Source organism: Ornithinicoccus hortensis (assembly GCF_006716185.1).
In the GTDB taxonomy this organism is placed as follows: Bacteria; Actinomycetota; Actinomycetes; order Actinomycetales; family Dermatophilaceae; genus Ornithinicoccus; species Ornithinicoccus hortensis.
Genome location: NZ_VFOP01000001.1, coordinates 2,763,974 through 2,787,234 on the forward strand (window position 1 = coordinate 2,763,974; position 23,261 = coordinate 2,787,234).

Annotated in this window: 20 protein-coding genes; 4 read left to right on the top strand and 16 right to left on the bottom strand. The window is 72.8% G+C overall.

Annotation, left to right across the window (positions count from 1 at the left end; translation table 11 throughout):
* Positions 1–6: 6 nt before the first annotated feature.
* From dut to FB467_RS12945, 5 genes are all read right to left on the bottom strand, one after another.
* On the bottom strand, positions 7–513 hold the full coding sequence (dut, locus tag FB467_RS12925; protein WP_141785461.1) for a dUTP diphosphatase: 507 nt from the start codon (positions 511–513) through the stop codon (positions 7–9).
* 48 nt (positions 514–561) lie between these two features.
* Entirely contained in the window at positions 562–861 is a 300-nt protein-coding gene (locus FB467_RS12930; protein ID WP_141785462.1) for a DUF4193 domain-containing protein, read from the bottom strand.
* Positions 862–1,070: 209 nt separating this feature from the next.
* Positions 1,071–1,958 carry an inositol monophosphatase family protein gene (locus tag FB467_RS12935; protein ID WP_141785463.1) on the bottom strand — a complete coding sequence of 296 codons (888 nt, stop codon included), beginning with the start codon at positions 1,956–1,958 and terminating at the stop codon, positions 1,071–1,073.
* A 3-nt stretch (positions 1,959–1,961) separates the two neighbouring features.
* A complete protein-coding gene (locus FB467_RS12940; protein ID WP_141786658.1) occupies positions 1,962–3,149 on the bottom strand; it encodes a ferrochelatase in 1,188 nt (395 codons plus the stop codon).
* A 107-nt stretch (positions 3,150–3,256) separates the two neighbouring features.
* Complete coding sequence (locus FB467_RS12945) at positions 3,257–3,925, bottom strand: trimeric intracellular cation channel family protein (RefSeq protein ID WP_141785464.1); 669 nt, start codon at positions 3,923–3,925, stop codon at positions 3,257–3,259.
* Between the two features lie 166 nt (positions 3,926–4,091).
* Here FB467_RS12945 and sepH point away from each other — a divergent pair, with 166 nt between their 5' ends.
* Positions 4,092–5,816: a septation protein SepH gene (sepH, locus tag FB467_RS12950; RefSeq protein ID WP_141785465.1), complete on the top strand. Its 1,725-nt coding sequence runs from the start codon at positions 4,092–4,094 to the stop codon at positions 5,814–5,816.
* 62 nt (positions 5,817–5,878) lie between these two features.
* Here sepH and FB467_RS19340 read toward each other — a convergent pair whose 3' ends face one another.
* The 7 genes from FB467_RS19340 to galT form a co-directional block, all read right to left on the bottom strand.
* On the bottom strand, positions 5,879–7,744 hold the full coding sequence (locus FB467_RS19340; RefSeq protein ID WP_267128610.1) for an MFS transporter: 1,866 nt from the start codon (positions 7,742–7,744) through the stop codon (positions 5,879–5,881).
* A 10-nt stretch (positions 7,745–7,754) separates the two neighbouring features.
* The gene (locus tag FB467_RS12960) at positions 7,755–8,441 is read right to left on the bottom strand and encodes a thymidine kinase (RefSeq protein WP_141785466.1); all 687 of its coding nucleotides are present in this window, start codon (positions 8,439–8,441) and stop codon (positions 7,755–7,757) included.
* A gap of 11 nt (positions 8,442–8,452) precedes the next feature.
* Entirely contained in the window at positions 8,453–9,616 is a 1,164-nt protein-coding gene (locus tag FB467_RS12965; protein WP_141785467.1) for an alkaline phosphatase family protein, read from the bottom strand.
* A 7-nt stretch (positions 9,617–9,623) separates the two neighbouring features.
* Positions 9,624–10,205, bottom strand: a complete 582-nt coding sequence (locus FB467_RS12970; RefSeq protein WP_228393199.1) for a DUF5998 family protein — start codon at positions 10,203–10,205, stop codon at positions 9,624–9,626.
* 68 nt (positions 10,206–10,273) lie between these two features.
* Positions 10,274–12,922 (bottom strand): bifunctional acetate--CoA ligase family protein/GNAT family N-acetyltransferase, encoded by a 2,649-nt coding sequence (locus FB467_RS12975; protein WP_141785469.1) that lies wholly within the window; start codon positions 12,920–12,922, stop codon positions 10,274–10,276.
* 81 nt (positions 12,923–13,003) lie between these two features.
* Positions 13,004–14,128: a galactokinase gene (gene galK, locus FB467_RS12980; RefSeq protein ID WP_141785470.1), complete on the bottom strand. Its 1,125-nt coding sequence runs from the start codon at positions 14,126–14,128 to the stop codon at positions 13,004–13,006.
* Positions 14,121–15,194 (bottom strand): galactose-1-phosphate uridylyltransferase, encoded by a 1,074-nt coding sequence (gene galT / locus FB467_RS12985; protein ID WP_141785471.1) that lies wholly within the window; start codon positions 15,192–15,194, stop codon positions 14,121–14,123. The genes galK and galT overlap by 8 nt, the downstream gene beginning before the upstream one ends.
* A 52-nt stretch (positions 15,195–15,246) precedes the next feature.
* Between galT and FB467_RS12990 the strand changes: the two genes are divergently transcribed.
* A complete protein-coding gene (locus FB467_RS12990; RefSeq protein ID WP_141785472.1) occupies positions 15,247–18,507 on the top strand; it encodes a S41 family peptidase in 3,261 nt (1,086 codons plus the stop codon).
* Between the two features lie 50 nt (positions 18,508–18,557).
* Here the strand turns inward: FB467_RS12990 and FB467_RS12995 are convergent, their stop codons facing one another.
* Positions 18,558–19,913, bottom strand: coding sequence for a beta propeller repeat protein (locus tag FB467_RS12995; protein ID WP_141785473.1), 1,356 nt, complete (start codon positions 19,911–19,913; stop codon positions 18,558–18,560).
* Positions 19,910–20,419, bottom strand: a complete 510-nt coding sequence (locus FB467_RS13000; protein ID WP_141785474.1) for an RNA polymerase sigma factor — start codon at positions 20,417–20,419, stop codon at positions 19,910–19,912. Before FB467_RS13000 ends, FB467_RS12995 begins: the two co-directional genes overlap by 4 nt.
* Positions 20,420–20,525: 106 nt before the next feature.
* Here FB467_RS13000 and FB467_RS13005 point away from each other — a divergent pair, with 106 nt between their 5' ends.
* Positions 20,526–21,146, top strand: a complete 621-nt coding sequence (locus FB467_RS13005) for a nitroreductase family protein (protein WP_141785475.1) — start codon at positions 20,526–20,528, stop codon at positions 21,144–21,146.
* Between the two features lie 63 nt (positions 21,147–21,209).
* Here the strand turns inward: FB467_RS13005 and FB467_RS13010 are convergent, their stop codons facing one another.
* Positions 21,210–22,112: a helix-turn-helix domain-containing protein gene (locus tag FB467_RS13010; RefSeq protein WP_141785476.1), complete on the bottom strand. Its 903-nt coding sequence runs from the start codon at positions 22,110–22,112 to the stop codon at positions 21,210–21,212.
* Positions 22,113–22,140: 28 nt separating this feature from the next.
* Between FB467_RS13010 and FB467_RS13015 the strand changes: the two genes are divergently transcribed.
* Positions 22,141–22,611: a VOC family protein gene (locus FB467_RS13015; protein WP_342354721.1), complete on the top strand. Its 471-nt coding sequence runs from the start codon at positions 22,141–22,143 to the stop codon at positions 22,609–22,611.
* 92 nt (positions 22,612–22,703) lie between these two features.
* On the opposite strand, the gene FB467_RS13020 is transcribed toward FB467_RS13015, so the two are convergent.
* Entirely contained in the window at positions 22,704–23,249 is a 546-nt protein-coding gene (locus FB467_RS13020) for a P-loop NTPase family protein (protein WP_141785478.1), read from the bottom strand.
* Positions 23,250–23,261: the final 12 nt, after the last annotated feature.

Below are 23,261 nucleotides of genomic sequence, written 5' to 3' on the forward strand. Positions count from 1 at the left end.
GACGCCTCAGTTCTTCTCGGTGGTGGATGGGGTGGAATCTGTCTCGGGACGCTCCGGGCCGCCGAAGCCGCCGGAGTCCCCGTGCCCGCTCTCGCCGCGGTCGCTGCCCGGCAGGGTCGTCACCTCGGTGAACCTGACCGGGGTGACCTCCTGGACGACGAGCTGGGCGATCCGGTCGCCGCGCCGCACCACGAACGAGTTCACCGGGTCGCTGTTGTGCAGGTTCACCTGGATCTCGCCGCGGTAGCCGGCGTCGACCGTGCCGGGTGCGTTCAGGATGGTGATGCCGTGGCGCGCCGCCAACCCGGACCGGGGGTGGACGAAGGCGGCGTAGCCGTCGGGCAACGCGATCGCGACGCCGGTCGGCACCAGCGAGCGCTCCCCCGGCGCCAGCTCGCACCCGGCCGCCGCATACAGGTCGACCCCCGCGTCGCCCGGGTGGGCCCGGTGCGGCACCGGCAACCCCTCGTCGAGCCGGCGCAACAGCACGGGAACAGCAGGTCGGTCAGTCACGTGGACCGAGGCTACCCGTGTTGCTGGCCGGGTCGGCGATCGCGCAGGTCAGGCGGCGCACTCGGTGCACACCGGAAGCCCGCCGACCTCTTTGGCCAGCTGGCTGCGGTGGTGCACCAGGAAGCACCGCGAGCAGGTGAATTCGTCGCTCTGGCGGGGCAGCACCCGCACCGAGAGCTCCTCGCCGCTCAGGTCGGCGCCGGGCAGCTCGAAACCCTCCGCGTGCTCCGTCTCGTCGACGTCGACGCTGGAGGAGGACTTGTCCGCCCGCCGCGCCTTCAACTCCTCCAGCGAGTCCTCGCTGAGGTCGTCGTCGGTCTTGCGTGGAGCGTCATAGTCAGTCGCCATGACAGTTCTCCCTCCCTCGGAGATTGTGCCGGACGGACCTGGCGTGGTCCGCGCTCGTGGAACTCGTAATGGAACCTGGCCTCTTAACGTCGCGGCCACCGATTTTGTGCCCGTTCCCGGTGAACGCGTCGCAGTGATGCGCCGCGATTGTGCCGCATGGTGTGGTGCGGTGGCTAGGCGGGGGGTCACCGAGCCTGCGACCTGCGGTTCTACCGGATCAACGTCCCGAGCGGACCGTGCAGTGCCGGACCGCTGGCGAGCAGCGGGCCACGACCTCCGGGAGCGTCCAGACCGGTGACCACGCCGCCGGCCTCCCGGACCAGCAGGGCACCCGCCGCCACGTCCCACGCGTGCAGCCCCGCCTCGTAGTACGCGTCGAAGCGTCCGGCGGCCACCGAGCACAGGTCGAGCGCGGCGCTGCCGATCCGGCGCAGGTCCCTGACCTCCGCCAGGACGCGCAGGGCAAGTTCGGCCTGGGCCGCGCGCTCGACCCGGTCGTAGGAGAAGCCGGTCCCCACCAGGGCCAGGGACGGGTCGGTCTGCTGCCCCACCTCCAGCGCGATCGCGCGGGCAGGCCGCTCGCCGGCAGGATGGTACCCCGCGACCTCGCCCATCGGGTGGACGCAGCCGCCCCCGCCCAGGTGTGCCCGGAAGACCTCGTCGACCCGCGGGTTGCTGACCGCCCCGGCCACCGGGAGCCACCCCCCGGGGACCCTGGGGTCACCGACCACCACGGCGACGGACACGGCATACGCCGGGATGTCGTAGAGGTAGTTCACGGTGCCGTCGATCGGGTCCACCACCCAGGTCAGCCCCGAGGTGCCGACGGTCAGGCCCTCCTCCTCGCCCAGCACCCCGTCCTCCGGGCACCGCCGGGCCAGCTCGGCCCGGATGAGGTCCTCGCTGCCGGTGTCCATCGCGGTCACCACGTCCAGCGGGGTGGACTTCGTGGTGGCCACCTGCACCGTCGCCGGCCGGTCGCCGCGCACGAACCGGCCGGCGCGCACCGCGAGGTCCACGGCCAGCGCCTCCAGGTCCGCCAGCCGGGCCGGGGGCGGCACGTCCCGGGCGTCCGCCCAGTCAGGGGTGGGGAGCACAGGTCAGTCCGCTCCGCAGGCGGCCGGCTTGGCCACCCGCAGGTTCGGGCAGCACCCGGGCAGGCACACCGACGGCCGGGGCACGGGCACCGGCCAGACCGGTTGCACGACGTCCTCGCCGCGCGCCTCGGCCGCCCGCTCGAGCACGAGGTCGACCAGGCCGGAGACGAACTCGGGGTCGATGCCGACGGTGGGGACCCGGACCATCTCCAGGCCCAGCTCGTCGCAGGTCTCCCTGGCCTCGGTGTCGAGGTCGAAGACGACCTCCATGTGGTCCGACACGAACCCGATGGGCGCCAGGACGACCTGCGTCACGCCCTCGGCGGCCAGGTCCCGCAGGTGGTCGTTCACGTCGGGCTCGAGCCACGGCTGGGAGGGAGGACCGGAGCGGGAGCAGTAGACCAGGTCGCTGTCCAGGGTGAGGTCCAACGTGGCGTTCACCTCGTCGGTGATGGCCGCGGCCAGGGCCTGGTGCTGGGCGCTGTAGAGGTTGCCGTCCTCCTCGCCGCCGCCGGACGTGTCGTCCATCCCGTCCGGGATCGAGTGGGTCACGAAGACCAGCGCGGGCTCCTCACCGGAGCCCTGCAGGAGCTCCCGGACCGCCTCGGTGACGAGCCGGGAGTTCACCGAGGCGAACCCGGGGTGGTTGAAGTACTGGCGCACCTTGTCGACCCGCAGGCTGCGCCCCTCCCCCGTCAGCTCCTCCAGCGACTCGGCGATGTCCTCGCGGTACTGCCGGCAGGAGGAGTAGGAAGAGTAGGCACTGGTGGTGATGGCCACGAGGGTGTCGCGCCCCTGCTCGTGGGCGTCGCGCAGCGTGTCGGTCAGGAACGGTTCGGAGTTGCGGTTGCCCCACAGCACCGGCGTGCTGATGCCGCGCCGGTCGAACTCGGCCTGCAACGCCGCCCGGAGCGCGCGGTTCTGGTCGTTGATCGGGCTCTTGCCGCCGAAGGCCTGGTAGTGCTCGGCGACCTCCTCCAGGCGCTCGTCCGGGATCCCCCGGCCGCGGGTGACGCGACGCAGGAAGGGCATCACCTCCTCCGGCGCCTCCGGCCCGCCGAAGGAGATCAGCACGACCGCGTCGTAGGGCTCGGTCTCCGCCGCACGCTCGGCCGCGGGCTCCTCGGCCAGGACCGGTGCCGCCTCGGACTCCGGTGGGAGCGCGGGCTCCGGCTCCGGCTCCGGCGCCATGGCGGGCTCGGGGGTCAGGGCCGGCTCGGGCGACCGCTCCGGGTCGCGGGGTCGGCTCGGGTCGACGGGTTCGCGCGGCTCGAGGGGTCCGTCTGGGGGCAGCGTCATCAATGGTCTCCTGTGCGCAGCGCCTGGGGCGCGTTCAGATTGAGGGTTACCGCCACGATGCGGATCACAAAGACAAGGATGGCTGATCCGTAGAGAACCCACTCGTCGAGGTAGCCCAGATGGTGCGCGAGCACCACGGAGACGGCCCCCACCACGGCGGGAATCGCATACAGCTCCCGGCGCAGCACCTCGGGCACCTGGCCGGCCAGCAGGTCCCGGATCAGGCCGCCGCCGACGGCGGAGATGGCGCCGACGATGACCGCGGCCAGCCCCGGCATACCGAACTGCAGGGCCTTCAGCGATCCGGTCACCGCGAAGGCGGCCAGGCCGACCGCGTCCAGCACGAGCACCATCCGGGTGATCAGTCCCCGCCGCAGGCCCCGCCGGGGCACGTCCGGGTCCCGCAGGACGCCGTGCAACGCGAAGACGAGGAGCGCGGACAGGGCGGCCGCGGTGATCAACCGCCAGTCGCTGATCCCGACCGGGGGGATCGCCCCGATCATCACGTCGCGCATCATGCCCCCGCCGAGCCCCGCCATCCAGGCCAGCACGACGATCCCGACGAGGTCGAGCCCCCGACGGACGGCGACCAGCGCCCCGGACAGCCCGAACACGAACACGCCCACGAGGTCGAGGGAGAGTTGGAGGTCGGGGTTCACATCAACCATGCTCGGGACAGTATGCCTCCCGTGACCGCTGGTCAGCGGCCGAGGTGGCACTCGCTTGCCCCCGCGGCGGCGTGCCCGTTCCCCGCTGGGGCCCGCGGCATGGCAGAGTCGGACGCCAGGAGACACCCAGGACATACGCAGGACACACGGCACGAGGAGATCCGGCATGCGGGAGTTGCGGTTCGTTGCGGTCCACGAGGACGGCGAGCACCTCGTGCTGAACGACCCGGAGGGCGACGGAGGCGAGGGCACGGAGTACCTCCTGGCCGTCGACGAACGTCTCCGGGCGGCACTGCGCCAGCGGGCCACCGGGAGCCCGACGCGCCCGGAGACGCCGATGAGCCCCCGGGCGATCCAGTCCCTGATCCGGGCCGGGCACACCGCCGAGGAGATCGCGGGCGCCACCGGCTGGGACGCCACGCGGGTAGCCAGGTTCGAGGGCCCGATCGTGGCCGAACGGGAGCATGTCGCCACCCGGGCCCGGGCCGCCCACGTCCGGGGCCGCGCGGCCGACGGGGGCATCGCCACCCTGGACAGCCGGGTCGCCGAACGGTTGCAGGCGCGCGGGGTCGAGCCGGAGGACGTCTCGTGGGACGCGACGCGCCCCGAGGGCGGCCAGTGGACGATCGTCGTCTCCTTCACCGCCGCCAACCGCAGCCGCCAGGCCGCCTGGCGCTACGAGCCGGCGGGCGCCACCGTCGAGGCGCTCGACGACGAGGCCCGTTGGCTCTCCGAGGACGAGCAGGCCCTCCCCGGCGGCCGCGAGGCCGTGCTGGCCGGCGATGGCGCAGGAGCCGTCGACCTGATGGCGACCATGCGGGAACGCAGCCGGGCCCGCGGCCGCCGCTCGAAGAAGGCGACCCCCGCCGCGAAGGACCGCTCCTCGGGATCCGCCACCGACGACGGGTCGGCCGACCCGGCCGCACTGCCCTCCGGCGTCACGCCCGCCGACGACGTCCTGCCCCTGGAGGACCTCGACTACGACCCCGCGACCGCCGGGCTCCCCCCTGCTGCCGGTCGTCCCGACCGTGCGGCCGAGGACGGCTCCGAGGACGACCTCACCGACGACGCGGCCGGCCAGGATGCTGCCGGTGACGAAGGCCTCGGTACGGATGCCGGTGCCGACGGTTCGGATGTCGATCGTCCCGACACGGATGCCGCCGACGCAGATAGCTCCCACGACGAGGGCTCCGACGAGGATGAGGCTCCGTCCCCGGCCGAGCGGCTGCTGGGCAGGCGCGGTCGCCGCCGGCGCAACCGCCGGGCGGAGGAGGCTACCCTCGCCGACTTCTTCGGGCCCTCGGACGAGGAGCAGCAGGCCGACGACGAAGGCCCCACGGACGAGGACTTCTCCGACGGCGAGTTGACGACCGACGAGTTGGCGACCGACGAGTTGGCGACAGACGAGGAGCCTGACGAGGACCGCGACGACACGCCCGCTGGTGGTCCGGTCGCGGCTGCAGTAACGGTCGAGGCCGGGGCCGCGGCACGCGAGGACGAACTGGACGAGGTCGACGTGCTCGACGACGACGCCGAAACCCTCGGCGACGACACCCAGGCGTTCGACGACGAACTGGACCCCTCGGACGAAGACGAGGACCAGGACGGGGACGAGGAGCGGACAGCCGGCGAGGCCTCGACCGCCTCTGCCGATGTGCCGGTCGACGAACCGGCACCGGCGGATGACGTCTTCGACCTCCCCGAAGAGCCGTCAGCAGACGGCACATCTGCTGCTGAGCCGCCCGCACCGAGTCCGGAGCCGTCAGCAGACGCCGCACCTGCTGCGGAGCCCTCCGCACCTGCCGCGGGGTCCACGCCTTCACGGAAGAAGGGTCGCAAGAGCGTCCCGAGCTGGGACGAGATCATGTTCGGAGCCCAGGACCGGCGCTAACGCCGCCGCAACCACGGTCGACGGGTCGTCCACGCGGCGGGTCGGCTACCGCGACGGGTCGGCTACCGCCCGTCCTCGGGCTCCTGCTCCTGCGCCTCCCACTCAGACGCCTCCCTCCGCCGGACCGGGCGGGTGGGGTCGTGCCGGTATGGCTGGGTGTCCTCCGCGCGGGGACCGAGGAACTCCTCCCCCTCCGACTCGAGATAGGGGCGTTGCACCTCCCAGGCCAGGTTCTCCTCCAACCGGGAGTGCCCCACGCCCCCCGCGGACCCACCGTGCTGCGGCCCGTTCCTCCGAGGCCGCACCTCACGCTCGTAACCACCGCTGCCGGTGGGCTCCGGCCGCTGCCGGGCAGTCGTACCTTCGGCGGCGGCGGTCTCCTCCGGGACGGGTCCCTCCGTGGTCTCCTCAGCGACGTGCCCCGCAGCGACGCGCCCCTCAGGGGCGGGTGCCCGCGGGGCGGGCTCGACCGGGGCGGCCCGCGGTGCCCTCGCCCGCTTCGTCCGCGCCGACGCCCGTCGCTTGGGGCTCCACAGCACGAAGACCAGCCAGAGCACGAGCAGTCCGGCGACGGTCCCCATACCGATCGTGGCGTCGGTGGGCAGGGCCACGCCCAGTCCGCCGCCGAGCACCCAGGACAGCTGGATCAGCGTCTCGGAGCGACCGAAGACGCTGGTGCGTCGGTGCTCGGGGACCTGCTCCTGGATCGTGGCGTCCAACGCCAGCTTGCCGACCTGCTGGCACAGGCCGACCGTGAGGCTCAGGATGACCAGGGTGATCATGCCGAAGTTGATCGCCGTCACGACGGCCACCGCCACGTCGACGATCAGCGAGACCCGCACCAGCACGAGGGGTGGGACGGCCTTGAGCAGCGAGCCGATCAGCGTGCCGAGTGCGGACCCGACCCCGACCGCGGCCACCACGACGCCGATCAGCAGGGTGAAGTTGTCGCCCCATCCCGGCGGGGGGTCGGTGCGCAGCAGGAAGGCCAGGAAGATGGTCAGGAAGCCTGAGATCATCCGCAGTCCGCCATTGGCCCGCAGCGCCGTCACCACGTCCGGCGGGACCGACCAGCCACCACCGGAAGCGGTGAAGCCGCTGATCGGGACCGACTTCTCACCCTTGACCGAGTCGACCTCCTTGGGCAGCAGGATCGCCAGGATGGTGCCGGTGGCGAAGATCAGGAAGGCGAACCGGAGCGCCCACTCCGCCCCGAAGGTGGCGGCCCCCACGCCGATCGGGGCGAGGACGGTCGCGCCGACGACCCCGGCCAACGACATCCGCCCGTTGGCCTTGACCAGGTTCATCCCCCGCGGCAGGAGGCGGGGAGTCGCCGCGGAGCGGGCGATGTTGTAGGCCTTGGAGGCGACCAGGATGGCCAGGGCGGCCGGGAACTGCCACCACGACTCCTCCTGGATCGAGCTGGCGAGCACCCAGCACAGGAAGGCCCGGACGGCGAACATGGAGCCGATCGCCCACCGCCTGCCGTGCCGGAACCGGTCCAGGAACGGCCCGATGAACGGGGCGATCAGGCTGAACGGCAGGAGGGTCATCAGCAGGAACAGCGCCACCTGCCCCTTGGCCTCACCGGTCGGCACGGAGAAGAACAGGCTCCCGGCCAGGGCGACCGCGACCACGGCGTCGCCCCCGTTGTGCAGCAGGTGGACCTCGATCAGCCGGGACAGGCCCGTATCGCCCGCACCGTCGGCGTGCGTCGCCTTCCGCGCCAGCCGGGCCGTGGCCTTGCTGGCCGCACCGGTGCCGTGCGCCGCCGCCTTCACCCCCTTGCCCAGGCCGTGGCCGACGCGGGCACCGACCTCGGCGGCCTTGCTGGTTCGCGGGCGGGCGGAGATCCCCTCGATCGGGGCCCGGTAGCCGGCCGGGGAGGTCTCGTCGCCGGCGAAGTGGTCAGGGTCCTGGTGGCTCACGGGTCCTCGCTCACCGGCTCGGCAGCGGACACAGGTCCAGGTCGAAGGGCAGGACGTCGGGTGAGAGCGCCTGCGCCCGGGCCGCCTGCCCGGTCATCCGGCGCATGTAGTGGCGACGGCACAGGACCTCGTACTCCACGGTCGGCGCCGGCTCGTCGGCGTCACCGTCGGCGACGTCGCCCACCACGATCTGGTCCCCCTCGACGACCATGGTCCCGTCCACCACGCGGGCGTTGTGGGTCGCCCGGCGGCCGCACCAGCACAGCGCCTCCACCTGGAGCACCTGGGTGCGGTCGGACAGCTCGATCAGGCGCCGCGACCCGGGGAAGAGCTCGGTGCGGAAGTCCGCGGTGATCCCGAAGGTGAAGACGTCGATCCCCATCTCGTCGACGAGCCGGGCCAGCTGCTCCACCTGCACCGGGGTGTAGAACTGCGCCTCGTCGCAGATCATGAAGTCCACCTTGCGCCCGTTGGTGACCTGCTCCACGACCAGTTCCCAGAAGTCCAGGTCATCACCGACGGTGAGCGCCGCGCGCGCCAGCCCCAGCCGCGAGGAGAGCATGGCCTCCCCGGCCCGGTCGTGCTTGGAGAAGAGCAGGCCGGAGCGACCACGGACCGTGTGGTTGTGATGCATCTGGAGCGCCAGGGTCGACTTGCCACAGTCCATGGTTCCGGTGAAGAAGACGAGCTCGGCCACGATGGAGGAGTCTACGTAGCCGGACGGTGCAGGAGGGGCACCGACATCTCGGCGCGGCTCAATGACCCGTGTTGCCCGACCAACCGGAGGACCTCCGGGCGCAGCGCGCGGGAGTCCAGCAGGGTGGCCTGGCCGTGCATGGCCGCCACCACGTCGCCGATCCGGGCGAGCACGCCGGGGTCGACCGGGGTGTCGGCCGGCCCGAACCACCCGGCCTCGAGGGCCTCCTGGCGGGTCAGCACGGTCGCGGTGTCCCCGAGCAGTTCCCGCCAGGTGTCGGCCACGTCCGATGCCGCACCGGGCTGGCAGTGGGCCTGCGGTCCGCGCGGCTCACCACCGAGGTGCCGTATGCCGTGTGCCAGCTCCGGCTCGTAGGCCAGGTCGCGGCGCTGGGCCTCGGGGGCGGTCACCATGCCGTGGTCCGCGGTCACGGTCAGCGAGGTGCCGGCCGGCAACCGACGCGCGAGGTCGGCCAGGGCGGCATCGACCGCCTCGACCTGCTCGCCCCACTGCCAGGAGTCCGGGCCGTGGATGTGGCCGGCCTTGTCGACCTCGCCGAAGTAGAGGTAGACGAGGGACGGACCGCGCCCGCTCGCCAGCAGCGATGCCAGGGTGGTGTAGACGCGCCCGGCCATCGAACTGGCCCCGAGGAACCGCCCGCCCCGCAGGGTGGCCCTGGTCAGCCCCGACTTCTCGAAGTAGGGCGGCCCGACCCGGGTGACGTCGACACCCTCCGCGGCGAGCACCTCGAAGACGGTCCGGTGCGGCTGCCAGCGTCGCGGGTCCGGCCCCATGTCCCAGGACAGGTGGTTGAGCAGCTGGTCCTCCTCCGGCATCAGCGCCTGCCAGCCCACGATCCCGTGGGTGAGCGACGTGAGGCCGGTCGACAGGCTGGCCGTGCTGGTGGCGGTGGTGGACGGGAACCCCGAGTCGATGGCCCCGGCCGGTGCATCCAGCGTGCGCAGGAAGGGTGCGTGCCCGCCCCGGGCCGCCAGGAGCTCGGCGCCCAGCCCGTCGACCATGACCACGACCGCGTGCCGTGCCTCCGGCAGCTCCAGCTCCCGGCCCACCCAGCTCTGCTCCGGCACCGGGTGGCCGAGCGACCGGGCCACCGAGGGCAGCACGGACCCCAGCCACAGGTCGTACCCGGGCAGCTGCAGGTCGGAGCGGGTCATCGGGGCGCTAGGAGCCGATCCGGAGCGAGAGCTGCTGGGCGAACTCCAGGGCCTGGTGCAGCAGGTCAGGACCGTCGGCGTCCGCCGTGATCCGCAGCGAGATGTCATCCGAGGCCACGGTGCCCTCGTAGCCGTGGTCACCCTCGCAGGTCGGGTCCGAGCACGCCGCGGGGATCAGGTCGAGGCGGGACACGGTGCCCCAGCCCAGGGTCAGGGTCACCGCCCGGCCCCGGTCGCTGCCGTCGAACTCGACGGGGTCCGGGAGCACGTGCGTCATCATCACGCCGCGCACCGCCGACAGCGGCACGGTCTCGGTGGTGGCGGTCGCCATGTGCTGCCCGGCCTCCGGGCCCTGGTGGTCGTCCGCGTGCGCGATGACCAGCCGGCGCTCGGTGAGCGCCAGCACCGTCAGGTGGCGCCGGACCGCCTCCTCGTCGAAGGTCGTCTCCTGGTGCAGCAGGTGGCTGACCACCTCGTCGGCTCCCAGCGCCAGGGTGAGCACCTCCCGGACCACGGCCGGCAGGTACCCCGCCCGCTCGATGCTCTCCTCGAGGTCGACGGGCAACTGTGGTGCGGTGCGACGTGCCATGGACCCCATCCAAGCACCTTCGCCCGGTGGGCCGTGAACGTCGTCCACGACGTCGGGATCCCCGGCCGCTACGTGGAGAGCGCCCGGCGCCCCCGGTCGGCCCGTTGCGGGCCGGGGGCCACGTGCACCCTGGCGCCCAGGACGGCGACGCCGTGCTCGTGGGCCATCACCGGGTTCAGCCGCAGCGCCGCGATCTCCGGGTGCTCGTCGGCCAGCACCGACACCCGGGCCAGCAGGTCGTACAGCCCGTCGAGGTCCGCCGCCGGCGACCCCCGGTAGCCGGAGAGGATCGGCGCGGCCCGTACGTCCGCGACCATCTCTGCCACGTCGAGGTCGGTCAGCGGCGGGAACCGGTGGGCCACGTCCCCGAGCAGGTCGGTGGAGATGCCGGCGATGCCGAAGCTGACGACCGGGCCGAACAGCGGGTCCTCGGAGGAACCGATCACCACGGTCACCCCGTCCGGGGCCATCGACTGGACCGCGACCTCCTCCAGCCCCAGCGGCTCGATGGCCGCACGCACCCGCTCGTATGCCGTGCCCGCGCCGGTGGCCGAGCGGACGTCCGTGCGCACCCAACTCCGGTTCGGCTGGTGGCGCACCTCCTGGCTGGTCGCCTTCACGATCACCGGCAGCCCCAGCTCCGTGGCGGCCGCCTCGGCCTCCTCCCGCGAGGCCACCTGGCGACTGGGCCAGAGCACGATCCCGTAGGCGGCCAGCAGCTCGGTGGCCTCCTCCTGGGTCAGCCCCCGTCCCTCCGGCTCGCGGGCCAGCACCGTCTCGATGATGTTGTGCGCCTGGCGGCGGTTGACGTTGGACGGGCGCACCCGCTCGCCCTGCTCCCGACCCCGCCACTCGGCATACCGGGTGGCCGCGGCCAGCGCCCGGACGGCGTCCTCGGGCATCGGGTAGGTCGGCAGGTCACCGCCGGGGCTGACCCCGCGCATCCCCAGGAAGGTCGCCACGCACGGCTTGCCCTGCCCCCGGACCGCTTCCTCCACGGCCGTGACGACCTGGCTGTCGCCGGTGATCACCGGCGGGATGAAGCAGGCCACCAGCGAGTCGACCTCCTCGTCGGCCAGTGCCGCGGCCAGCGCCTCGCTGAACTCGGCGGCGGAGGCGGTGCTGGGCAGGGCGACCGGTCCGTGGGCGACCTGCAGGTCCCAGGAATGGCAGGCGTCCGCGGTCAGCGCCCCCAGCGCGTCCGAGTTGGTGACCACGGCGACCCGCAGGCCGCGCGGCAGCGGTTGGTGCACGACGAGCTGGGCGACGTCGAAGAGCTGGTGGGTGTTCTCCACCCGGATCACGCCGGACTGACGCAGCATCTCCGCGAAGGCCTCGGGCCGCTCCCGGGTCATCCGCACCCGGTGCCCGGGGGGCGGCTCGCCCTGCACGCCCGCAGCGGACTTCACCACGATGACCGGCTTCACCGAGGACAGCTGACGCGCGATCCGGGTGAACTTGCGCGGGTTGCCCATCGACTCCAGGTAGAGCCCCACCGCGTGGGTGGCCTCGTCGTCGATCCAGTACTGCATCAGGTCGTTGCCGGAGATGTCGACCCGGTTGCCGGCCGAGGCGAAGGTGGAGAGCCCGAGCCCGCGGCGCTCGGCGGAGGCCAGGACCGCGATCCCCAGCGCGCCGGACTGGGCGAACAGCCCGAGCGAGCCCGGGGGCGGCACCCGCGGGGAGAGCGAGGCGTTGAGCCGGACGCCCGGATCGTTGTTGATCAGCCCGAACGAGTTCGGCCCGAGCACCCGCATCCCGTAGGCCCGGGCGGTGAGCAGCAGCTCCTCCTGGCGTTCGCGCCCCTCGGGGCCGTCCTCGGCAAACCCGGCCGACACCACCACGGCCGACGGGACACCGGCCTGGGCGCACCGGCGGACCAGGTCGCTCACCATGTCGGCGCGGACCGCGATGATGGCCAGGTCGATCGGACCGGGCACCTCCTCGATCGAGCCGTAGACCGGTTCGCCGTCGATCTCCTCGGCGCGGGGGTTCACGGCATACACCGCGCCGGTGTAGCCGTGCTCCCGCACGTGCCGCCACAGGGCCCGCCCGATCGACCCGGGCTCCCGGCTCACCCCGATGATGGCCACCGTCTCCGGCGTGAGCACCCGGCGCATGCTCACCGCCTCGGCACGGTGCTCGCGGGACAGCCGGACGGCGGCGGCCCGCTCCGTCGGCTCGATCGCGAAGGAGACCGCGATCACGCCATCGTCGAACTCGTGGGTCACCTCGAAGCCCGCGTCCGCGAAGACGCCGATCATCTTGCGGTTCTGCGGGAGCACGTCGGCGACGAACCGGCGGACCCCGCCCTCCCGGCCGATCGCCGCGAGGTGCTCGAGCAGGACCGAGCCCACGCCCCGACCCTGGTAGGCGTCGGCCACGTTGAAGGCGACCTCCGCGGTGGTGCTGCCGGCCGACAACCGGTCGTAGCGCCCGATCCCGACGATGTCCTCCCGGACGGTCATCACCAGGGCGACCCGGTCGTCGTAGTCCACGTGGGTGAACCGGCGCACGTCGTTGTCGGAGAGCCTGGGGATCGGGGCGAAGAAGCGCAGGTAGATCGACTCGGCCGACTGCCGGGAGTGGAACTGGTGCAGACCCTCGGCGTCGTCCGGCACGATCGGGCGGACGTGTGCGACCGAGCCGTCGCTGAGCACGACGTCGGCCTCCCAGGAGTGCGGGTACCCCGGAGGCAGATCGGGCCGATCGGTCATGGGACCAGCATCTCAGACCCCGTCCGACGGGCGCGGGCGGCGCACCGGCCCCGGTCCCGGGAGCGAGGCCCTCCCCGAGGGCTACTCGCCGGGTCCGGCACCACGGGCGGGGGTCACCGCCAAGAAGGCCGGCCGGGCATACCCGGCGTCCTCGTATGCCGCGGTGACGGCCGCCTGCACGTCCTGCCGGGCACCGGGGGCCAGCAGGGTGATCACCGACCCGCCGAAGCCTCCGCCGGTCATCCGGGCGCCCAGCGCCCCCGCTGAGACCGCGGTGGCGACGGCCAGGTCGACCTCCGGCACGGTGTTCTGGAAGTCGTCCCGCGCCGCGACGTGGCTCGCGGTCAGGACCGAACCGACCTCGGCCACCCGGCCAGCCTCGACGAGGTCGACCACCTGCCGGACCCGGGCGTTCTCCCCGAGGATGTAGCGGGCCCGGCGCTGCAGCACCGGCTCACCGGCCAGCCGGGCCAGGGCGGCCTCCGGGTCCGCCACCTCGCGCAGGCTCCCCAGCCCGAGGCGCTCCGCCGCGGCCTCGCAGGACCGCCGTCGCTCGGCATACGCGCCGTCGACCAGGCGGTGCGGCGCCCGGGTGTCGATCACGAGGAACTCCAGCCCCGCCGCGGCGAGGTCGACCGGGACCGGCCGCACGGTGAGCTCCCGCGCGTCAAAGAGGCTCAGCTGCCCCGCGGCCGAGTGCAGCACCGCCATCTGGTCCAGCAGTCCGGTGGGGGCCCCGACGTAGTCGTTCTCCACGCGCTGGACCAGCCGGGCCAGCTCCGTCCGGTCCGGGTCCACCCCGGCCAACCCGCACAGGGCCAGCGCCACCGCGCACTGCAGGGAGTGGGACGAGGACAATCCGGCCCCGACCGGCACGTCGCTGCTGATGCTCAGGTCGGCACCCGGCACCTCGAACCCCGCCGAGGCCAGCGCCCAGGCCACCCCCGCGACGTAGCACCCCCAGCCGCGCACCTCCCCCGGCGCGCCGGGCAGCAGGAAGGACACCGGGTCGTGCCCCGCCGATGTCGCCGAGATCTGCCGGTCGTCCCGGCGTCGCGCCCGCACCACGGTGCGCAGCGGGAGGGCGAACGGCAGCGCCAGGCCGTGGTTGTAGTCGGTGTGGTCCCCGATCAGGTTGACCCGGCCGGGGGCCGACCAGGTGCCCTGCTCGCGTGGGGAGGCCGCCCCCGCGGGTCCGCTAGACATCCCGCAGCCGCTGGGCGGTCGCCTCCGGCAGGGAGTCGGTGATGAAGGCCCCCATCCCGGACTCGGAGCTGGCCAGGTACTTGAGCTTGTCCGCGGAGCGCCGGATCGAGAAGAGCTCGAGGTGCAGGTAGTCCAGGTCGTCGGCGTCGTGCACGACCCCCTGGTGCCAGGCCGCGATATAGGGCAGCGGGCGGTCGTAGAGGCGGTCGAAGCGGTTCAGCAGGTCCAGGTAGATCTCGGCCAGGTCCACCCGCTCCGCGGCGTCGAGCTCGGCCAGGGTGCGCACCCTGCGCCGCGGATAGAGGTGCACCTCGACCGGCCAGCGGGCGGCGGCCGGGACGAAGGCCGCCCAGTGGTCCGACGCGGCGACCACCCGCGCCCCGTCCTCCAGCTCGGCCCGGAGCAGGTCGGTCTGGAGGTCGGCGCCGGTCTCCTGCCGGTAAGCCAGCGCGGACTCCCGTATCCGTGCCGTCCGGGGCGTCACGAACGGGTAGGCGTAGACCTGCCCGTGGGGGTGCGACAGCGTCACCCCGATCTCCTCCCCCCGGCTCTCAAAACAGAAGACCTGCTCCACGCCCTCGATCGCGGACAGCTCGGCGGTGCGGTGCACCCACGCGTCGACCACCAGCCCCGCGTCCGCGACCGAGAGGTCGGCGAAGCTCGCGTCGTGGTCGCTGGAGAAACAGACCACCTCGCACCGGCCGAGGCCCGGGCGGACCTCCACCAGCGGGTGCACCGCGGAGGTCCCTGCCGTCGCGTGGGTGGAGAGGCTGGGGAACCTGTTCTCGAAGACGACGACCCCGTAGTCGTCGGCGGGCACCTCCGACAGGTACCCGTCCCTCGAAGGGCACAGCGGGCACTGCTCGACCGGCGGCTGGAAGGTGCGTGCCTGGCGGTGCGAGGCCATCATCACCCACTCGCGCAGCAGCGGGTCCCAGCGCAGTTCCGAGGCCGAGCTCACCTCCGGCAGGTCCCGGCGGTCGAGCGTGGCCCGCTCCGGCGCGTCGTCGTGGTCGAAGTAGATCAGCTCTCGTCCGTCGGCCAGCGCGGCGCGGGTCGTCTTCACGGTGGCACCATACCGATCGCACAGTGACGGTGCCGCGGTCTACGTTGGGGTGGTGAGTTCGACGACGCACTACCTGCGCTACCCACACATCCACCAGGACCAGGTCACCTTCGTTGCCGCCGACGACATCTGGCTGGCACCGACGACCGGGGGTCGGGCCTGGCGGCTGACCAGCGACCGGGCACCGGTCCAGCAGCCCCGTTTCTCTCCCGACGGCGCCCACATCGCCTTCGTCTCGCGGCGTGACGGCCACCCGGAGGTGATGGTGGTGGACCTCGCCGACGGGTCGGTCCGCCGGCTCACCTGGTGGGGCGCCTCGGTGACCCTCGTCCTGGGGTGGACCGCCGACGGGCGGGTGCTGGCGGCCTCGCACGCCGGCGAGGCGAACTTCCGGCACGTCACGGTGCGGGCGGTCGGTCTGGACGGTGCGGTCGAGCGACTCCCCTACGGCCCAGCCTGGGGCGTGGCTGTCCGCGAGGACGGGCCCGTCGCCCTCGCCACCCCGGGCAGCCGGCCACCCGCGCACTGGAAGCGGTACCGCGGAGGGACCGCCCCGCGGCTGTGGCTCGATCCCACGGGCACCGGAGAGTGGACCCGGTTGCTCCCGGAGGAGCGGGCCTCGCTGGTCGACCCGCTCTGGATCGGGCAGCGCCTGGCCTTCGTCTCCGACCGCGCCGCCCACTTCCCCGACCGTGCCGACGAGCAGGCCAACCTCTGGGTCTGGGACACCCCGGGGGAGGGCGCGCCTCGTCAACTGACGCTTCAGGACGAGGACCGCGGCTACGTGCGGGACGCCACCACCGACGGCCAGCGGGTCGTCTGGCACTCCCGCGGCCGGCTCTGGCTACTCGAGGACCTGTCCGCGGAGCCCCGCGAGGTCGAGGTCCGGCTCACTGGCAGCCGCCCCGCCCCGCGCTCGGCGTCCCCCACCGACGAGCTGACCTCGATCGCCCCTGACCATGGTGGCGACGCCAGCCTGGTGAACTGGCTCGGCAGCACCTTCTGGCTGACCCACCGCGAGGGGCCGGCGCACGCGCTCGTGGCCGACTCCGCGGTCCGCAGCCGGGAGCCGGCGCTGCTGGGACGCACCGGCCGGGCGGTCCTGGTGACCGACGCGGCGGGCGAGGACGCACTCGAGGTGCACAGCCTCGACGGGTCCGCGCCTCCCCGCACGGTGACCGTGGGCGACCTGGGGCGGGTGCTGCATACGGCATCCGACCCCTCCGGCGAGCGGGTGGCCACGGTCTCCCACGACGGCAGGGTCAGCGTGGTGCACCTCGCCGACGGCACGGTGACCCAGGTCGGACACTCCCCCGAGGGCGAACCCCTCGACCCCGTCTTCTCCCCCGACGGTCGCTACCTGGCCTGGTCGCAACCGACCAGCGAGGGCGAGTTGCACCAGTTGGTCGTGACCGACCTCTCCGCCGCCAACCCACAGCCGGTCTCCCTCACCGCCGGCACGGTCCACGACCGCGCACCCGCGTTCACCCGGGACGGCAAGTTCCTGGTGTTCCTGTCCGACCGCACGTTCGACCCGGTCTACGACACGCACGCCTTCGCGCTGGCCTTCACCGGGTCGACCCGTCCGTGGTTGCTGCCGCTCTCCGCGACGGAGCCGGCACCGTTCGGGCCCAGCGCCGCCGGCTGGCGGATCAGCAAGGACAAGGAGAAGGAGCCATTGCCGGGCGGGCAGGCGCCTGACGGGCAGGCACCCGACGCCGAGACCCCGCCCGCGTCACCGGACCTCGACGTGGAGGGCGCGGAGGACCGGATCGTGCCGTTCCCGGTCCCGTCGGCCGACTACCGCGACCTGCGGACCGCCACCGGCGGCGTCCTCTGGGTCCGGGTCGCCGGCGATTCCGGGGCGCTGGGCACCCGGCGGGCCGGCGTCGGGGACGACCCGGCCCCCGACACCCTGGAGTTCTGGTCCTTCGAGCAGCGCAAGGTCACCACGGTCGCGGACAAGATCGACAGCTTCGCCGTCTCCGGCGACGGGGAGCGCGTGGTGCTGCGCTCCGGGGACACGGTCACCGTGCAACCTGCGGACCGCAAGCCCGACGAGGACGCCGGCGAGGTCGTCACCGTGGACCTGGGGCGGCTCCGTCTCGAGGTGGATCCGCTGGCCCAGTGGCACCAGATGTACGACGAGAACGCCCGGATCATGCGCGACCACTTCTGGCGCGATGACATGGACGGGGTCGACTGGGACGCCGTGGTCCAGCGGTGGCGCCCGGTCGTGTCGGGTCTGGCCACGCACGACGACTTCGTCGACCTGCTGTGGGAGGTGGTCGGCGAGCTGAACACCTCGCACGCCTACGTGATGCCCAACACCCCGCCCGGCGACCAGTCCCGCAGGTTGGGGCTGCTCGGTGCGGACCTCTCCCCCGCCGAGGGCGGGTGGCGGATCGACCGGATCCTGCCCGGTGAGTCCACGGACCCCGACGCACGCTCCCCGCTGCGGGCGGCCGGGGTCGACGCGGCGGAGGGGGACCTGGTGGTCGCGGTCAACGGTTCACCGGTCGACCCCGCGTTCGGCCCGGCGACCGGGCTGGTCGGCGCCGCGGACACTCCCGTAGAGCTGACGTTGCGCCGCGACGGCCGGGACCGCCGCGTCGTGGTCGTGCCGGTCGGCAGCGAGGAGATCCTGCGCTACCAGGAGTGGGTGCGTTCCCGGAGGGAGTACGTCCGGGAGCACTCCGGCGGTCGGCTCGGCTACGTCCACGTGCCCGACATGACCAGTGTCGGCTGGGCCCAGCTGCACCGTGACCTGCGGCAGGCCACCAAGGCCGAGGGGCTGATCGCCGACGTGCGCTACAACCGCGGGGGACACACCAGCCAGATGGTGATCGCGAAGCTGGCGGCCAAGGTGGTCAGCTGGGGCGTCGGCCGGCACTACGCCAGCCCGACGAGCTATCCCGACATGGGGCGCCGCGGACCGGTCGTCCTGGTGGTGAACGAGAACTCCGGCTCCGACGGCGACATCGTCAACGCCGTCGCCCAGGCCATGGCGATCGGGCCCGTCGTCGGCGTCCGGACGTGGGGCGGAGTCGTCGGCATCGACGGCCGGTTCGACCTGGTCGACGGCACCTCGATCACCCAGCCCCGCTACGCGACCTGGATCGAGGGCAAGGGCTTCGACGTCGAGAACTACGGCGTGGACCCCGACATCGAGGTGGTGCACACTCCGGCAGACTTCTTCTCCGCGCGGGACAAGCAGTTGGACCGGGCCATCGCCGAGGCGATCGAGCGGTTGGAGCGCGAACCCGCGGCCGTCCCGCCGGAGATGCCCGAGCCCAAGGTCCGTCCACACTGAGCCCTTCGCAGGCCAACCTGAGCCGGAGACCACCGCCGACGCCGAGGCCCTCACTCCGACAACAGACCAGCCCTGGCCCAGGTGGCACCGCCGTCGGTCGACACCCAGTAACCCGGGTCGCTGACCTCACCCGGCAGGAGTTCCTGCCAGGCGTACACGGCCCCATCCGCGCCGGCCCGCAGACCGCCGAGTGAGGGACTGGTGACCGGCAGCGGCTGCTCCGGCTCAGCGAAGGTCCGGCCCCCGTCAGTGCTGGTCAGCGCCTCGTCGGGGGTGACCAGCACCAGGTCCTCCGCGTCGGGGGCGGCCAGCCACACCGAGGAGGAGGGTGCGGCATACGACTCCCCGGCGCCGGCCCAGGTCCGGCCACCGGTCGTCGAGGAGGCCACCGCTACCTCGCTCGAGGTCCCCGTCCCGTCGTCGGTCCGGCAGCCGAGGAAGACCGTGTCGCCGACGGCCGCGGCCGCGAAGGCGACCGGGTCCGCGCAGTCGAGGGGTTGCGCGACGGACTCGAGCCGGCCGGACTGGAGCCGCTGCACCACAACCGACTCCCCGCCCTCGGTCCCCGTCGCCGGGGTCCCGACCAGGAAGGTCTCCGTCCCGGTCAGTTCGACCCGGAGGTCCGTGACGGGAGTGGGCGCCGGTGCAGTCAGCACGTCCTCGGCCGTCGGGGCGCTGCCGAGCTGGGCCTGCACGAAGACGGCGTCGGCACAGACCCCGTCCCCGTCGCAGCCCGCAGCACCCGCGATCACCACCCGACCGTCGCGCACCGCCACGTCCCACACGTGCTCGAACGTGTCGTCCGGGACGGGCACGTCGGCCCACGACCTGCCCCCGTCGGAGGTCACCGCCAGGGAGCGACCCGTGGACGACCACCCGTACCCGACCTCGGCATCGGCGAACTCCACCCGGTCGATCCCGGCCGGGACCAGGTCGGCCACCACCTCCCAGGTCACACCCCCATCACCGGAGTGGATGAGCACGGCGCAGACGGCGTCGTAGACACACCCCGAGCCGTAGGTACCCGTGGCGAAGATGTCCCCCTGCCCAGCGTCGGTCAGCCGGGTGATCGCGAAGTCGCCCGGCACGCTGGTCGGTGTCTCGTCGGTCACGGGCGGGCCCACGGTCTCCTCCGCGGTCGGCTCCGGCGTCTGCTCGGTCGTGGGGCCGGCGGGGTTCGGGGTCTCCGGGACGTCCTGAGGCCAGAGCGCGTAGGCGGTGACCGCCACCGCGGCGGCCGCCACGCCCAGTCCGGCACGCGCGGTCCACCGGCTGGTCCGCCGCTCCCGGCGGTGCCGGTCGGCGATCCGCTGCCAGGTCAGGTCGTCCGCCGGTTGGTCGACCACCTCCGCCCGCCGGTTCGCGAAGAACTCCTCCACCAGCTGCTCGTCGCCGCGCTCGTTCATCGGTTCGCCTCCAGCGCTCGTGCGAGCAGCGCCCGCGCGTCATACAGGTCCCGTTTGACCGCACCCTCGGACTTGCCCAGCTCGCGGGCGACCTGCCCCACCGTGAGGTCGGCGTAGTAGTAGAGCAGGACCGCCGACCGCAGCCTGTCCGGCAGGCCCGTCACTGCGGAGCGCACATCCATGGCGTTCTCCGCGTCGGGGGCCGGGGCGGCCACGTCCGGGTCGGGCCCCCTCCCGCCCTGGAACCTCTCGTATGCCGACGCCTCCCGCCCCCGTTTGCGCCAGTGGTCGCGCACCAGGTTGGCGGCCGTGGCATACAGCCAGGGTCGCGGTTCCTCGACGTCGGCCCAGTGGCCCAACAGCCGGACGAACGCCTCCGTGGCGACGTCGTGCCCGAGATCCCGGTCCCCCACCAGGGACGAGGCCCACCCCGCGAGGCGCCCGAAGTGGGCCAGGTAGACCTGGCGCACCTCGACCTCCACCGCATCGGTGGTCGCACGCGCCATCTGGTCTCCTGTCCGGGGCCGGGGCTCGGCCAGCAGGTTCATACCTGGAGGACGCCGGTGCCCTGCCGCCGGTTGGCTCACACCCGGCGGTTGGCACGATGGTGGCATGGAGTTCACCGAAGTCGTCCGACGTCGCCGCATGGTGCGCAACTACGACTCCGACCGTCCGGTCCCGCCGGAGGTGCTGGAGCAGGTCCTCGGCAACGCCGTGCGGGCACCGAGCGCTGGGTTCTCCCAGGGGTGGGACTTCGTGGTCCTCACCGACCCGGCGGACCGGGCTGCCTTCTGGGAGGCCACGGCCGACCCGGACTCCGAGCCCGACAGCTGGCTGCGCGGCATCCAGCACGCCCCGTGCCTCATCCTGTGCTGCTCCCACAAGGGCGCCTACCTCACCCGGTATGCCGAGTCGGACAAGGGGTGGACCGACCAGGACGAAGCACGGTGGCCGGTCCCCTACTGGGACATCGACACCGGCATGGCTGCCCTGCTCATGCTGCTGACCGCGGTCGACGAGGGGCTCGGCGGACTGTTCTTCGGGGTGCCACCCGTGGCCCACCCGGCGGTACACGCGGCCTTCGGGATCCCCGATGACCGCAACCTGGTCGGCGTGGTCTCGGTGGGCTATCGGGCTCCGGACCGCAAGAGCCCCAGCCTCAAGCGTGGCCGGCGCGAGGTCCCCCAGGTCGCCCATGCCGGCAGGTTCGGCACGCCTTTTCCGGGCCGCTGATCTGGTGCTGATCCCCTGGCTGATGCCCTAACCGATCGTCCCAGCCTTACCCCTGACCGACGCCTAGGGGGTGACCCTGCCCGATCGATAACGCGCGGGCGAGACCCCGATCACGGCGGTGAACTCCCTGGTGAAGTGCGCCTGGTCCGACCACCCCAGCCGGGTCGCCAGTGTCGCCAGGTCCGGCGCCTGCCCGGAGTCGATGGCGTGCGCGGCGTCCTGCAGCCGGAAGCGGCGCAGCACCCGCAGTGGCGACACCCCGACATACCGGGTGAAGGCACGTTGGAGGGTCCGGGGTGACAGGTGGACGGCCTCGGCAATGGGCCCGAGACTCACCTGTTCGCGGGACCGCATCAGGTCGGTCGCCCGCCGCACGGCCCGGTATGTCGTGTCCTGGGCGACCCGGTCGGCCACCGGCTCGAACAGCTCTGCCAGGTGGTCCAGGAGGATCCGCTGGCGGTCGGCCTCGTCCACCAGGCCCGTCGCCGTGCGGGCGACGTCGGCGATCGCCGGCCCGACGATCCCGGTGGCGTCGACCACCCTCCCCGTCAGGTCGGCGACGTCACGGTCCAGCAGGGCGGCGAGGCCACCGGGGTGGAACCCGACTCCCGTGACCCGACCAGCCCGCGGCAGGTCGACGGTGAACACCTTGGTCACCACCCCGTGGACCAGGGCGGCAGGCGTCGGTACGCCGTGGATCGACTCGCCCCCAGCAACCTCCTCGAGGGTCAGGTGGACGATCGGGTCACCGAGGACCTCCGCCCGGAACGGCACGGACTCCTCCCGCCGCCACCGCACCCACCAGGTCCGGGACAGCACGAGGGAGAGGGGACCCTCCACCCAGTCCCGGGAGGATTCGTACACCTCCCGCCCCCGCGCCGGCCAGAGCACGCCCTTCGCGCGCCGCAGCGCGTCCCCGGGTTGCCGCGGCGCGTCCCCGGGTTGTCGCGAATCTGCAAGCGGCACGGCACCGATCGTAGGCAGCATGACTGACATGAGCACTTCACACATACCCGCAGGGTTCAGCTCGGTCACCCCGTTCGTGGCGGTCGTCCGCGCCGCCGAGGCACTCGACTTCTACGCAACTGTCTTCGGGGCGGTCGTGACGAGCCGGATGGATGGCCCGGACGGCTCGGTCGTGCACGCCGAGATCGACCTCGGCGCGGGCCGGCTCCAACTGGGGGACCCCTCACCCGACTTCGGGCTCACCGCACCCGACCTGGTCGGCGACGACACGACATACAGCCTGGCCATCTATGTGCCCGACGTCGATGCCACGTTCCGGGCGGCCGTCGAGCAGGGCGCCACGGTCCGTGAGGAGCCGGCGGACTTCGTCACCGGTGACCGGTTCGCCAGCATCAAGGACCCGTTCGGCGTGCGCTGGACGATCATGACTCGGGTGGAACAGGTCTCCGACGAGGAGGCACAGCGGCGACTCGACGACTGGGCGGAGTCGTTGTCCTGACCCTTGTCGTGTCTTGACCATGTCGTGCTGCCGGTCACGTCGTGCAGCCGGTCGTGTTGCCGGTCACGTCGGGGTGCCGATCGTGCTGCCGGTCACGAAGTCGCTGCTCCCGTCGCCGCGGCCAGCGACTCGAGCCACCGCTCGGTGGCCCGGGGGCTACGAAGGTGCACGGCAGGCGGCCCGTCAGGATCCATTGCCCACTGACGGATGCGGGTCCGCTTCCGCTTGAAGCTCCGGAAGTGCCACACGAGGATCGAGTCGCGCGAGAAGATCTCACGCCATCCCTCGACATTGCCGTTGCAGACCTCCTCGCGGGTGATCAGGCGTCGGGCCGTCCGGCGGATCAACCGCGTGAGGGACGTCAGTCGCGGGTAGTCCAACGCGATGATCACCTCCACCCGTGACATCGGGAGGTCCAGCCAGGCGCCGTAGGCAGAGTCGAGGATCCACTCGTCCTGACCCACGATCGCCTCGATCAGGGCACGCTGCTCGCCCTGTGGGCGCGAGCCCCAACCCGGCAACCAGCCGATGTCGTCGACGGACGTCCACGGGATGCCGGTCACCTCGGAGATCCGTGCAGCGAGGGTGCTCTTGCCGCTCCCGGTCACTCCGTAGACCATGATCCGTCGCGGCTGCATCGGACCAATCCT